Raw genomic sequence first — 13333 nt, 5'->3', positions numbered from 1 at the left:
GAAGCCGTCAACTTCCTTTAAGACCCGTCCCGTGAGGCGGGAAAGGTGGTGTTCTTTTGGCTGACGCCGTTTCGCATGCCCAGGACGCGCGCGCGGTCCTCGAGGGACCCGACATCAACCGCGCCCTGATCCGCATCTCCCACGAGATCCTCGAACGCACCAAGGGCGCCGAGGACATCGTCCTCCTCGGCATCCCCACCCGGGGCGTCCACCTGGCCCGCCGCCTGGCCGGCCACATCGGGCGCTTCGAGGGCCGCCCGGTGCCGGTCGGATCGCTCGACATCACGATGTACCGCGACGACCTGCGGCTGCGCCCGGCCAGGGCCCTCGGCCGCACCGAACTGCCCGCCGACGGCATCGACGGCAAGGTCGTCGTCCTCGTCGACGACGTCCTCTTCTCCGGCCGCACGGTCCGCTCCGCGCTCGACGCGCTCAACGACCTGGGCCGCCCGCAGGCCGTGCAGCTCGCCGCCCTGGTCGACCGCGGCCACCGCGAGCTGCCCATCCGCGCCGACTACGTGGGCAAGAACCTCCCCACCTCCAAGTCCGAGATCGTCAAGGTCTACCTGGAGGAGAACGACGGCCGCGACGCCGTCCTGCTGCTGAAGGGGGAGGAACGGTGAAGCGCCACCTCATCTCCGCGGCCGACCTGAGCCGCGACGACGCCCTGCTCATCCTCGACACCGCCGACGAGCTGGCCAAGATCTCGGACCGCTCGATCAAGAAGCTGCCGACGCTGCGCGGCCGTACCGTGGTGAACCTCTTCTTCGAGGACTCCACCCGGACCCGCATCTCCTTCGAGGCGGCGGCCAAGCGCCTGTCGGCCGACGTGATCAACTTCTCGGCCAAGGGCTCCAGCGTCTCCAAGGGCGAGTCGCTCAAGGACACCGCGCTGACCCTGGAGGCGATGGGCGCCGACGCCGTCGTCATCCGGCACAGCGCCTCCGGCGCGCCGCACCGCCTGGCCGGCTGGGTCCGCGGCAGCGTCGTCAACGCCGGCGACGGCACCCACGAGCACCCCACCCAGGCGCTGCTCGACGCCTTCACCATGCGCCGCCGCCTGGGCCCGCTGGACGGCAGGAGGGTCACCATCGTCGGTGACGTGCTGCACAGCCGGGTGGCCCGCTCCAACGTGCTGCTGCTGAGCACGCTCGGCGCCGAGGTGACCCTGGTCGCCCCGCCGACCCTGCTGCCGGTGAACGTCGGCTCCTGGCCCTGCGAGGTCTCCTACGACCTCGACGCCATGCTGCCCAAGTCGGACGTGGTGATGATGCTGCGCGTCCAGCGCGAGCGGATGAACGCCGCGTTCTTCCCCACCGAGCGGGAGTACAGCCGCCGCTACGGCCTCGACCGCGACCGCGTCGCCAGGATGCACGACGACGCCATCGTGATGCACCCCGGCCCGATGAACCGGGGCATGGAGATCGCGGCCGAGGTGGCCGACTCACCGCGCTCGACGATCGTCGAGCAGGTCGCCAACGGGGTGACCACGCGCATGGCCGTCCTGTACCTGCTGCTGGGCGGCGCCGACCTCGGGGGGGAGATCCGACAGTGAGCGAGCAGCGAAGCACCGTCGTCAAGGGAGCGAGGATCCTCGGCGGCGAGCCGGCCGACATCCTCATCCGCGACGGGATCATCGAGGAGGTCGGCCAGGGGCTGACCGGCGACGAGACGATCGACGCCCGGGGCCTCATCGCCCTGCCGGGCCTCGTCGACCTGCACACCCACCTGCGCGAGCCGGGCCGGGAGGACGCCGAGACCGTCGAGACCGGCACCCGCGCCGCCGCCCTGGGCGGCTACACCGCCGTGCACGCCATGGCCAACACCGACCCGGTGGCCGACACCGCCGGCGTCGTCGAGCAGGTCTGGCGCCTGGGCCAGGAGGCCGGCCACTGCGACGTGCGCCCGGTCGGCGCCGTCACCGTCGGCCTGGAGGGCGAGCGGCTCGCCGAGCTCGGCGCGATGGCCGACTCCGCGGCCCGGGTGCGGGTCTTCTCCGACGACGGCAAGTGTGTCTCCGACGCGGTGCTCATGCGCCGCGCCCTGGAGTACGTCAAGGCGTTCGACGGCGTGATCGCCCAGCACGCCCAGGAGCCGCGGCTGACCGCCGGCGCGCAGATGAACGAGGGCGCGGTCTCCGGCAGGCTCGGCCTGACCGGCTGGCCCGCGGTCGCCGAGGAGGCGATCATCGCCCGCGACTGCCTGCTGGCCGCGCACGTCGGCTCCCGGCTGCACGTCTGCCACGTCTCCACCGCCGGCTCGGTGGAGATCATCCGGTGGGCCAAGTCCAAGGGCTGGGACGTCACCGCCGAGGTGACCCCGCACCACCTGCTGCTGACCGACGACCTCGTCGAGGACTCCCCGGTCGGCGCCTACAACCCGATCTACAAGGTCAACCCGCCGCTGCGCACCCGCGCCGACGTCGAGGCGCTGCGCCTCGCGCTGGCCGACGGCACGATCGACTGCGTCGCCACCGACCACGCCCCGCACCCGGTCGAGGACAAGGAGACCGAGTGGTCCGCCGCGGCGATGGGCATGATCGGGCTGGAGACGGCGCTGTCGGTGGTTCACGAGGCCATGGTGGAGACCGGCCTGCTTGACTGGTCGGGTGTCGCCGAGCGCATGTCGTACGCCCCGGCCAGGATCGGCCGCCTGGCCGGTCACGGCCGCCCCGTCGAGGCGGGCGCCCCGGCCAACATCACGCTCTACGACGCCTCGGCGCGCGCCGGGGTGGACCCCTCGGCCTTCGCCTCGCGCAGCCGCAACACGCCGTACGAGGGCAGGACCCTGCCCGGCCGGGTCGTGGCCACCCTCCTGCGCGGCAGACCGACCGTCCTGGACGGCAAGCTCGTCTGACATCCGGCCCGCCGCCCGCCGTACGGTCCACCCGCGCGGCGGGCGACGGGGCCGCCCGGCCCCGGCCCGCGGAGGGCGCGGAGCGCCGGGGGAGGCGCGCGGCGACCGGCCCGTGCCCGGGGAACGGGCGGGCGGAGCCGGACGGAACGGCGCGTCTCACATCGTGGAGGCAGCCTCCACCAACATGCCTGATATTTCATACTTTGCGGAGCAGTGACCGATATGATCGGGGTTTTCGAGTGACCGCAGTGCTAGTGCTGGAAGACGGCCGCGTCTTCCAAGGGGCGCCCTACGGCGCCGAGGGAGAGACCTTCGGCGAGATGGTCTTCAACACCGGGATGACCGGCTACCAGGAGACGCTCACCGACCCCTCGTACCACCGCCAGATCGTCGCGATGACCGCGCCGCACATCGGCAACACCGGCGTCAACGACGAGGACCCCGAGTCCTCGCGGGTCTGGGTCGCCGGCTACGTCGTCCGCGAGCCCGCCCGCGTCTCCTCCAGCTGGCGCGCCCGCCGCTCCCTCGACGACTACCTCCGGGAGCAGGGCGTCGTCGGCATCGCCATCTCCGGCACCCGGGCCCTCACCCGCCACCTGCGCGAGCGCGGGGCCATGCGCGCCGGGATCTTCTCCGGCGACGCCCTCGCCCCCGTCGAGGAGCTGGTCGAGCGGGTCCGGCGCAGCCCCGGCATGGAGGGCGCCGACCTGGCGGAGGAGGTCTCCACCGCCGAGCCGTACGTGGTGCCGGCGATCGGCGCCAAGCGCTTCACCGTGGCGGCCGTGGACCTCGGGATCAAGTCGATGACCCCGCACCGGATGGCCGAGCGCGGCTGCGAGGTGCACGTCCTGCCGGCCTCCAGCACCGCCGAGGACATCCTCGCCGTCGACCCCGACGGCGTGTTCTTCTCCAACGGCCCCGGCGACCCGGCCACCGCCGACGGCGCCGTCGAGGCGCTGCGCGGCGTCCTCGCCGCGGGCCGGCCGTTCTTCGGCATCTGCTTCGGCAACCAGATCTTCGGCCGGGCCCTGGGCCTGGGCACCTACAAGCTGCGCTACGGCCACCGCGGCGTCAACCAGCCGGTCCAGGACCGGAGCACCGGCAAGGTGGAGATCTCCGCGCACAACCACGGCTTCGCCGTACGGGCGCCGCTGGACGGCCCGTTCGACACGCCGTACGGCCCGGCGGAGGTCAGCCACGTCAACCTCAACGACGACTGCGTCGAGGGGCTGCGGCTCGTCGACCGGCCGGCCTTCAGCGTCCAGTACCACCCCGAGGCGGCGGCCGGCCCGCACGACTCCGCGGGGCTGTTCGACCGGTTCTGCGACCTGATGGAGCAGGAGAGGGGACGAGCGAGCGGAGTGGGCGGCGACGAAGGAGCCGGCCGCGCAGCGAGTGAGGAGCCGAACGCGACCATGAATACGGAGGGTGGTAAGGATGCCTAAGCGTACGGACATCCGGTCGGTCATGGTGATCGGCTCCGGGCCGATCGTGATCGGCCAGGCCTGCGAGTTCGACTACTCCGGCACCCAGGCATGCCGCGTGCTGCGCGCCGAGGGCTTCCGCGTCATCCTCGTCAACAGCAACCCGGCCACGATCATGACGGACCCGGAGTTCGCCGACGCCACCTACGTCGAGCCGATCACCCCGGAGATCGTCGAGAAGATCATCGCGAAGGAGCGGCCGGACGCCCTGCTGCCCACCCTCGGCGGTCAGACCGCGTTGAACACCGCGATCGCGCTGCACGAGGCCGGGGTGCTCAAGGAGTACGGCGTCGAGCTGATCGGCGCCGACGTCGACGCCATCCAGGCGGGCGAGAACCGCGAGATGTTCAAGGCCATCGTCGCCAAGGTCGCCGCCGAGCGGGGCCTGAACGCCGAGTCGGCCCGCTCGGTCGTCTGCCACACCATGGACGAGTGCCTGGCCGCCGCGGCGGAGCTGGGCTACCCGCTGGTGGTGCGCCCCTCCTTCACCATGGGCGGCGTCGGCTCCGGCTTCGCCCACGACGAGGACGGCCTGCGCCGCATCGCCGGGGCCGGCCTCGACGCCTCCCCGACCAGCGAGGTGCTCCTGGAGGAGTCCATCCTCGGCTGGAAGGAGTACGAGCTGGAGGTGATGCGCGACAGGGCCGACAACGTCGTCATCGTCTGCTCCATCGAGAACCTCGACCCGATGGGCGTGCACACCGGCGACAGCGTCACCGTGGCCCCCGCGCTGACCCTGACCGACCGCGAGTACCAGAACATGCGCGACGTCGCCATCGCGGTCATCCGCGAGGTCGGCGTGGACACCGGCGGCTGCAACATCCAGTTCGCGGTCGACCCGAGCACCGGCCGCATGGTCGTCATCGAGATGAACCCCCGGGTCTCCCGCTCCAGCGCGCTGGCCTCGAAGGCCACCGGCTTCCCGATCGCCAAGATCGCGGCCAAGCTCGCCATCGGCTACACCCTGGACGAGATCCCCAACGACATCACCCGGGAGACCCCGGCGTCGTTCGAGCCCTCGCTCGACTACATCGTGGTCAAGGTCCCCCGCTTCGCCTTCGACAAGTTCCCCGGGGCCGACGCGACGCTGACGACCCACATGAAGTCGGTCGGCGAGGCCATGGCCATCGGCCGGTCCTTCCCCGAGGCCCTGCAGAAGGCGCTGCGCTCCCTGGAGAAGAAGGACGCGGTCTTCACCTGGGCCGGGGAGCCGGGCGACAAGGGCGCGCTGCTCGCCGCCTGCCGCGACCCCCACGACGGCCGCCTGCGCACCATGCAGCAGGCCATCCGGGCCGGGGCGACGCCCGAGGAGCTGTTCGAGGCCACCTCGGTGGACCCGTGGTTCCTCGACCAGCTCTTCGCCATCGAGGAGGTCGCCGCCGAGCTGCGCCGGACCCCGCGGCTCGACGCGGAGGCGCTGACCCTGGCCAAGCGGAACGGCTTCAGCGACGCGCAGATCGCCGAGCTGTGCGACATGACCGAGGAGCGGGTGCGCGACCTGCGCCACGCGCTCGGCGTGCGGCCGGTCTACAACACGGTGGACACCTGCGCCGCCGAGTTCGCCGCGCAGACGCCCTACCTGTACTCCACCTACGACGAGGAGACCGAGGTCCCGCCGGGCGAGCGGCCCAAGGTCATCATCCTCGGCTCCGGGCCCAACCGCATCGGCCAGGGCATCGAGTTCGACTACGCGTGCGTGCACGCCTCCTTCGAGCTGTCGAAGGCCGGCTACGAGACCGTCATGGTCAACTGCAACCCCGAGACGGTCTCCACCGACTACGACACCTCCGACCGGCTCTACTTCGAGCCGCTCACCCTGGAGGACGTCCTGGAGGTCGTCCACGCCGAGCAGCAGAGCGGCACGGTCGCGGGCGTCATCGTCCAGCTCGGCGGCCAGACCCCGCTGGGCCTGGCGCAGGCGCTCAAGGACGCCGGCGTCCCGATCGTCGGCACCTCGCCGGAGTCGATCCACCTGGCCGAGGAGCGCGGCGCGTTCGGCCGGGTCCTGGCCGAGGCGGGCCTGCCCGCGCCCCGGCACGGCACCGCGACCGGCGAGCAGGAAGCCCTGGAGATCGCCGCCGAGATCGGCTACCCGGTGCTGGTGCGGCCCTCCTACGTCCTCGGCGGCGCCGGCATGGCCATCGTCTACGACGACGAGACGCTGGTCACCTACATGTCCCGGGCCGGAGCCGTCAGCGACCACCCGGTGCTGGTGGACAAGTTCCTCGACGAGGCCGTCGAGATCGACGTGGACGCCCTGTTCGACGGCGAGGAGCTCTACCTCGGCGGCGTCATGGAGCACATCGAGGAGGCCGGCATCCACTCCGGCGACTCGGCGTGCTCGCTGCCGCCGATGACGCTGGGCAGCCACGACATCAAGCGCATCCGCGCGGCCACCGAGGCCATCGCCCGCGGCGTGGGCGTGCGCGGCCTGATCAACGTGCAGTACGCCATGTCGGCGAACATCCTGTACGTGCTGGAGGCCAACCCGCGCGCCAGCCGTACGGTGCCGTTCGTCTCCAAGGCCACCGCGGTGCCGCTGGCCAAGGCGGCGGCCCGGGTGATGATGGGGGCGAAGATCGCCGAGCTGCGCGCCGAGGGCATGCTCCCGGCCGAGGGCGACGGCGGCACCCTGCCGCTGGACGCGCCCATCGCGGTCAAGGAGGCGGTGCTGCCGTTCAACCGGTTCATCCGCAGCATGAACGACGCGGTGGACACGGTGCTGGGCCCGGAGATGCGCTCCACCGGCGAGGTGATGGGCATCGACGAGTTCTTCGGCATCGCCTTCGCCAAGTCGCAGGCCGCCGCCTACGGCTCGCTTCCGGTCAAGGGGCGGGCGTTCGTATCGGTGGCGAACCGGGACAAGCGCGCCATGATCTTCCCGGTGAAGGCGCTCGCCGATCTCGGCTTCGAGATCCTGGCCAGCGAGGGTACCGCCGAAGTGCTGCGCCGCAACGGCGTCCATGCCAAGATCGTGCGCAAGCAGAGTGACGGGCCGGGCCCCGACGGTGAACCGACCATCGGCCGGCGGATCCTGGACGGCGAGGTGGACCTCATCGTGAACACGCCCTTCGGCAGCCCCGGCCAGTCCGGGCCGCGGCTGGACGGCTACGAGATCCGCACCGCGGCCGTGCTGCGGGGCATCCCGTGCATCACGACCGTCCAGGGCCTGGCCGCCGCCGTGCAGGGCATCCAGGCGATCGTCCGCGGGGACGTGGGGGTACGGTCCCTCCAGGAGCACGCGGAGCGGATGAGGGGATGAGCGAGCGGAGTGGCCGGTGAAGAATGAGCCGTCCGCGAAGTGAGCGAGGAGCCGAACGCGACCGTGTGGGCGGGCGGATGAGGGGATGAGCGAGCGGAGTGGCCGGTGAAGAATGAGCCGTCCGCGAAGTGAGCGAGGAGCCGAACGCGACCGTGGACACCGCCGGATGAGGGGGTGACCGGGAGGGGACGGACAGGGGGCGAGCGAAGGAGACCACGGGCACGGCGGATCTGCGGGGCGGACGCCCCAGGCGGAGGTGAGGAAGACGCCTGTTACTCCGGTGCAGGTGACCGGCACGGTGCTGACGACGCGCCGGGTCGACGCTTACCATGCGCTGACCGTGGTGGCGCCCGGCATCGCCGAGCGCTTCCGGCCCGGTCACTTCGTGGCGGTGGCGGTCGGCGGCGCGCGGACGTCGTCGCTGACCCGCCGTGTCTTCTTCGTCCACGACGTCAAGCCCGACTACGGCGGCACCGTGGAGTTCGTCTTCACCGTGCGCGGCCCGGGCACCGAGTGGCTGGCCGAGCGCCGGGCCCGCGACACGCTCGACCTGGTCGGCCCGCTCGGCCGTCCCTTCCCGCTGCCCCGCGACCCGGTGGGCTGCGTCCTGGCCGGTGGGGAGTACGGCTCGGCCGCGCTGTTCCCGCTGGCCGACGCGCTCCAGCGGCGCGGCTGCCGGGTCGACTTCGTGCTCGGCGCGGCCTCCGCCGACCGGGTGTTCGGCGCGCTGCGCGCCCGCCGGATGGGGGAGACCACCACGCTGACCACCGAGGACGGCTCGGTGGGGATGCGCGGCAAGGTCACCGACGTGCTGCCCGGGGTGATCGCCGACGTGCGGGCCGACGCGGTCTACGCGTGCGGCCCGATGGCGATGCTGCGCGGCGTCACCGCCGTGGCGGTCGAGTTCGACATCCCGGTCCAGGTGGCCGTGGAGGAGCGGATGGCGTGCGGGACCGGCGTGTGCATGACGTGCGTGCTGCCGGTCATCGGGGACGACGGAGTCACCCGGATGGTCCGCTCGTGCGTCGAGGGCCCGGTCTTCCGGGGCGAGCGCGTCCGGTTCGACGACGTCGGAACGATCCCGTTCGACGCGCTGGGAGCGCCCGGTGGGGGATCACGGCATGCCGGTTGACATGCGCACGTACCTGGGGCACGTGGAGCTGGTCAACCCGATCACCACGGCCGCCGGGTGCGCCGCGTCGGGCGCCGAGCTGGCGCAGTTCTTCGACCTGGGCCGCATCGGCGCGCTCACCACGCGGTCGATCACGATGGCCCCCAGGGCGGGCCGTCCGACGCCCAGGATGGCCGAGACGCCCTCGGGCATGCTGAACGCCGTCGGGCTCCAGGGGCCGGGCGTGGACGCCTTCCTGGAGCGCGAGCTGCCCTGGCTGGCCCAGAGGAGCGTCCGGACGGTGGTCTCCATCGGCGGCGGCACCGTGGCCGAGTACACCGCCCTGGCCCGCAGGCTCACCGACGCGCCCGGGGTGACCGCCGTGGAGGTCAACCTGTCGTGTCCCAACATCGAGGACCGCGGCCGGGTCTTCGCCCGCGACGGCGCCGCCTCGGCCGAGGTGATCGCCTCGGTGCGCTCGGTGATGCGCTACGACGTGCCCGTGGTGGCCAAGCTCTCCCCGGACGTGCCGGACATCGTCAGCGTCGCCCGCGCGTGCGTGGACGGCGGCGCCGACGCCCTCTCGATGATCAACAATCCGCTCGGCATGAGCATCGACACCGAGACCATGCGGCCCGCGCTCGCCGCGGTCACCGGGGGGCTGTCCGGCCCCGCCGTGCGGCCGCTGGCCGTACGCTGCGTGTGGCAGGTGCACGCCGCGCTGCCCAGCGTGCCCATCATCGGCATGGGCGGCGTGCTGACCGGCCGGGACGCCTTCGAGCTCATCCTGGCGGGCGCCTGCGTCGTCGCCGTGGGCACCGCCCTGTTCCACGACCCCTACGCCTGCATACGGATCCTGCGTGAGCTGGAGGAGTTGCTGGCGGCCCGGGGGTTCAACCGGCTCGCCGACGCCGTCGGGCTGGCCCACCGCCCGCCGGGTGCGTCGACCCGGCACCGTACAGACCTGGAGGAGAGTTCCCTGTGAGGCCCGCACCCATCGCCGTAGCCCTGGACGCGCCCGACCTGGAGACCGCGGCCCGCTGGGCGAGCCTGGTGACGCCCCACGTCAGCACGATCAAGGTCGGACTGGAGCTCTACCTCCGCTACGGCCCCGAGGTGATCGCCTCGGTGCGCGGAGCGAGCGGCGTCGACATCTTCCTCGACCTGAAGCTGCACGACATCCCCAACACCGTCGCCGGCGCCGCGAGGGCCGTAGGACGGCTCAGGCCGGCCATCCTGACCGTCCACGCCGCGGGCGGCCCCACGATGATCTCAGAGGCCGTACAGGCCCTTCCGGACACGAGGATCGCGGCCGTGACGGTGCTCACGTCGCTGTCGGAGGCCGACCTGGAGCGGATCGGCCTCGCCGGCCCGCCCGGCGACGCGGTGCGCCGCCTGGCGGCCATGGCCGTCGGCGCGGGCGCCCAGGCGCTCGTCTGCTCGCCGCAGGAGGTCGCCGCGGTGCGCGGGGAGGTGGGGCCGGACATCATCCTGATCACCCCCGGGGTGCGCCCCGCGGGCTCCGGAAGCCAGGACCAGGCGCGGGTGGCCACGCCGGAGCAGGCGTTCGCCGACGGGGCCGACCTGCTCGTGATCGGCCGCCCGATCACCGGTTCGGCCGACCCCGGCGCGGCGGCCGCGGGCATCGCCGCGGCCCTCCGGCGGAGCGCCGCGGCGGGCGATCGGCGAGTGTGATCTTCGTCGCTGAAAACGCCGCGTAGACCGTACTTTCATCGACACTGCGTCACAATCTCGTCACGCAGGGCGACAAAGTAGATTTTCTAAGGGGAGAAACTGGCCTTGACGTTGCTTGAAGCGTCATGACCAGCTAGTTTCCCTTCCCGTCCGAGTACATCGACAGGAAATTCGAGGTGACCCGGCGTGGCTCTTCCTCCCCTTACCCCTGAGCAGCGCGCCGCAGCCCTAGAGAAGGCTGCCAAGGCCCGCCGAGAGCGTGCCGAGGTTAAGAACCGTCTCAAGCACGGCGCCATCTCTCTGGCTGAGGTGCTCAAAGACGGGCAGGCTGACGACGTCATCGGCAAGATGAAGGTCTCGGCCCTTCTGGAGTCGCTCCCCGGCGTGGGCAAGGTCCGCGCCAAGCAGCTCATGGAGCGGCTCGGTATCGCAGAGTCCCGCCGCGTGCGGGGCCTGGGTGCCAACCAGCGGGCTTCACTCGAGCGTGAGTTCGGCGGAGCCGAGAGCTAGTCTCGGTTCAAGTACGACCATGTTCGCCCCGCTTCGGTGGGAAATGTCATCACGGGGGGTCTGGAGTGTCCGGAACGACGCGGCAGGGCGGAAGCCCTGCCTCGGGGAAAGCCGCTGAAAGCGGGTCCGGCGGCTCCACCCCCTCGGCCGCGGGCCGGGAGCGGGTGCGAGCCCTCCCCGGCCCGACCGGCAGGCGCCTGACGGTCCTCTCGGGGCCGTCGGGCGTCGGCAAGTCCACGGTCGTCGCCGAGCTCCGGCGGGCACACCCCGAGGTGTGGCTGTCGGTCTCGGTGACCACCAGGAAGCCCCGTCCGGGCGAGACCCACGGCGTGGAGTACTTCTTCGCCGACGACGAGGAGTTCGACCGCCTCGTCGCCTCCGGCGAACTGCTGGAGTGGGCCGAGTTCGCCGGCAACCGGTACGGCACGCCGCGCGGCCCGGTGCTGGAGAAGCTCGCAGCCGGGGTGCCCGCCGTACTGGAGATCGACCTGCAGGGCGCGCGGCAGGTGCGCGCGACCATGCCCGAGGCCCTCCTGGTCTTCCTGGCCCCCCCGACCTGGGAGGAGCTGGAGAAGCGCCTGCGCGGCAGGGGCACCGAGCCCGAGGACGTCATCGAGCGGCGCCTCGCGGCCGGCCGCGTCGAGATGGCGGCCGAGTGCGAATTCGACCTGACCCTTGTCAACACGTCCGTCCAGGATGTATGCCACCGGCTGATAGCCTTGATGGCTGATGCTCCCGAGGCCTCGCGCCCCGGCCGTTCACCTAGCTAGGGGAAATCACACGTGGCTACCAACGCCTCCTCCTATTCCGAAGGCATCACCAACCCGTCGATCGACGCGCTGCTGGACATCGTCGACAGCAAGTACAGCCTCGTGATCTTCGGTTCGAAGCGGGCGCGGCAGATCAACGCCTACTACTCGCAGCTCGGCGAGGGCCTGCTCGAGTACGTCGGCCCGCTGGTCGAGACCCACGCGCAGGAGAAGCCGCTGTCCATCGCGCTGCGCGAGGTCAGCGAGGGCCTGCTCACCGCCGAGCCGATCGAGGGCTAGTCGCACCGATGACGTCTGGCGAGGGCGTGACGGCGGGCCGCCCGGCCGCGCCGGACGCCGGCCCGATCGGCGATCCGGCCGGTGACCCGCCCGGCGTTCCCGCGGACGCCGCGGCGCGTGCGGAGGGCCGGCCGCGCCGCCCCTCCGTCGTTCTCGGCGTCAGCGCGGGCATCGCCGCCTACAAGGCGTGCGAACTGCTGCGCCTGTTCACCGAGTCCGGCCACGATGTCCGGGTCGTCCCGACCCGCGAGGCCCTGAGGTTCGTCGGCGAGCCGACCTGGGCCGCGCTGTCCGGCAACCCGGTCGCCACCGACGTCTGGGACTCGGTGCACGAGGTCCCGCACGTCCGGATCGGCCAGGGCGCCGACCTGGTGGTGGTGGCGCCCGCCACCGCCGACGTGCTCGCCCGCGCCGCCCACGGGCTGGCCGGCGACCTGCTGACCAACACCCTGCTCACCGCGCGGTGCCCGGTGGTGTTCGCCCCCGCGATGCACACCGAGATGTGGGAGCACCCGGCGACCAGGGCCAACGTCGCCACGCTCCGCGAGCGCGGCGCGATCGTCATCGACCCCGCCGTGGGCCGCCTGACCGGCGCCGACACCGGCCGCGGCCGGCTGCCCGACCCCCGCGAGATCTTCGAGGTCTGCCGCCGGGCGCTGCGCGGGCGCGGCGCCGACCTGGCCGGCCGCCGCCTGGTGGTCTCCGCCGGCGGCACCCGCGAGGCCATCGACCCGGTCCGCTTCATCGGCAACCGCTCCTCGGGCCTGCAGGGGTACGCCCTGGCCCGCACGGCCGTCGCCCGCGGGGCGGAGGTCACCCTGGTGGCCGCCAACGTCTCGCTGCCCGACCCGGCCGGGGCGACGGTGGTCCGGGTGGAGTCGGCCCTGGAGCTGCGCGAGGCCGTCCTGGCGGCGCTGGAGGGCGCCGACGCGATCGTCATGGCCGCCGCCGTGGCCGACTTCCGGCCCGCCGCGCCGCACGACTCGAAGATCAAGAAGACCTCGGCCGGGCCCGAGCCGGTCCACCTGGTCGAGAACCCCGACATCCTCGCCGAGCTGGGGGAGCGCCGCCGCGAGGGGCTCAAACCGTACCCGCGGGTCATCGTGGGCTTCGCCGCCGAGACCGACGACGTCCTGGCCAACGGCCGGGCCAAGCTCGCCCGCAAGGGCTGCGACCTGCTCGTCGTCAACCAGGTGGGCGCGGGGCTGGCCTTCGGCACCCCGGACAACGCGGCCGTGGTGCTGGGCGCGGACGGGGAGCGGGCGGAGGTGCCTCGCGGCCCCAAGGAGGACCTCGCCGACGTGGTCTGGGACCTCGTCGCCGAACGCCTGGCCTGACCGGCCGCCCGCCGGTGCTTGCCGGGGCT

General features: G+C 72.4%; 12 protein-coding genes. All 12 read left to right on the top strand.

Annotated elements, in window-relative coordinates:
• Positions 1-56 precede the first annotated feature (56 nt).
• The 12 genes from pyrR to coaBC all read left to right on the top strand — a co-directional run bounded on the left by pyrR (position 57) and on the right by coaBC (position 13304).
• On the top strand, positions 57-623 hold the full coding sequence (pyrR, locus tag IEZ10_RS00910) for a bifunctional pyr operon transcriptional regulator/uracil phosphoribosyltransferase PyrR (RefSeq protein WP_189244510.1): 567 nt from the start codon (positions 57-59) through the stop codon (positions 621-623).
• Positions 620-1555 (top strand): aspartate carbamoyltransferase catalytic subunit, encoded by a 936-nt coding sequence (locus tag IEZ10_RS00905; RefSeq protein ID WP_189244509.1) that lies wholly within the window; start codon positions 620-622, stop codon positions 1553-1555. Before pyrR ends, IEZ10_RS00905 begins: the two co-directional genes overlap by 4 nt.
• Entirely contained in the window at positions 1552-2856 is a 1305-nt protein-coding gene (locus IEZ10_RS00900; RefSeq protein WP_189244508.1) for a dihydroorotase, read from the top strand. Before IEZ10_RS00905 ends, IEZ10_RS00900 begins: the two co-directional genes overlap by 4 nt.
• A gap of 239 nt (positions 2857-3095) precedes the next feature.
• Positions 3096-4301 (top strand): glutamine-hydrolyzing carbamoyl-phosphate synthase small subunit, encoded by a 1206-nt coding sequence (carA, locus tag IEZ10_RS00895; protein WP_189244507.1) that lies wholly within the window; start codon positions 3096-3098, stop codon positions 4299-4301.
• Positions 4294-7602, top strand: coding sequence for a carbamoyl-phosphate synthase large subunit (carB, locus tag IEZ10_RS00890; RefSeq protein WP_189244506.1), 3309 nt, complete (start codon positions 4294-4296; stop codon positions 7600-7602). The genes carA and carB overlap by 8 nt, the downstream gene beginning before the upstream one ends.
• 280 nt (positions 7603-7882) lie before the next feature.
• Positions 7883-8734: a dihydroorotate dehydrogenase electron transfer subunit gene (locus tag IEZ10_RS00885; protein ID WP_189245033.1), complete on the top strand. Its 852-nt coding sequence runs from the start codon at positions 7883-7885 to the stop codon at positions 8732-8734.
• Positions 8724-9698, top strand: coding sequence for a dihydroorotate dehydrogenase (locus IEZ10_RS00880; protein WP_189244505.1), 975 nt, complete (start codon positions 8724-8726; stop codon positions 9696-9698). The genes IEZ10_RS00885 and IEZ10_RS00880 overlap by 11 nt, the downstream gene beginning before the upstream one ends.
• Entirely contained in the window at positions 9695-10408 is a 714-nt protein-coding gene (pyrF, locus tag IEZ10_RS00875) for an orotidine-5'-phosphate decarboxylase (RefSeq protein ID WP_189244504.1), read from the top strand. Before IEZ10_RS00880 ends, pyrF begins: the two co-directional genes overlap by 4 nt.
• 186 nt (positions 10409-10594) lie before the next feature.
• The gene (gene mihF / locus IEZ10_RS00870) at positions 10595-10918 is read left to right on the top strand and encodes an integration host factor, actinobacterial type (RefSeq protein ID WP_012889515.1); all 324 of its coding nucleotides are present in this window, start codon (positions 10595-10597) and stop codon (positions 10916-10918) included.
• A gap of 164 nt (positions 10919-11082) precedes the next feature.
• Positions 11083-11688, top strand: coding sequence for a guanylate kinase (gene gmk / locus IEZ10_RS00865; protein WP_189244503.1), 606 nt, complete (start codon positions 11083-11085; stop codon positions 11686-11688).
• 12 nt (positions 11689-11700) lie between these two features.
• Positions 11701-11967 (top strand): DNA-directed RNA polymerase subunit omega, encoded by a 267-nt coding sequence (gene rpoZ, locus IEZ10_RS00860; RefSeq protein WP_179818449.1) that lies wholly within the window; start codon positions 11701-11703, stop codon positions 11965-11967.
• Between the two features lie 8 nt (positions 11968-11975).
• Positions 11976-13304 (top strand): bifunctional phosphopantothenoylcysteine decarboxylase/phosphopantothenate--cysteine ligase CoaBC, encoded by a 1329-nt coding sequence (gene coaBC / locus IEZ10_RS00855; protein ID WP_229810817.1) that lies wholly within the window; start codon positions 11976-11978, stop codon positions 13302-13304.
• Positions 13305-13333 lie beyond the last annotated feature (29 nt).

Source organism: Streptosporangium pseudovulgare (genome assembly GCF_014648055.1).
Lineage (GTDB): Bacteria > Actinomycetota > Actinomycetes > Streptosporangiales > Streptosporangiaceae > Streptosporangium > Streptosporangium pseudovulgare.
Note: the sequence above shows the minus strand (reverse complement) of the source record. Positions and strands in the feature narration are given on the sequence as shown.

What these genes read in the sequence shown, in the direction of transcription:
- carB (WP_189244506.1), top strand. Translation starts at nt 4,294, where the DNA reads ATGCCTAAGCGTACGGACATCCGGTCGGTCATGGTGATCGGCTCCGGG.
- IEZ10_RS00880 (WP_189244505.1), top strand. Translation starts at nt 8,724, where the DNA reads ATGCCGGTTGACATGCGCACGTACCTGGGGCACGTGGAGCTGGTCAAC.
- coaBC (WP_229810817.1), top strand. Translation starts at nt 11,976, where the DNA reads ATGACGTCTGGCGAGGGCGTGACGGCGGGCCGCCCGGCCGCGCCGGAC.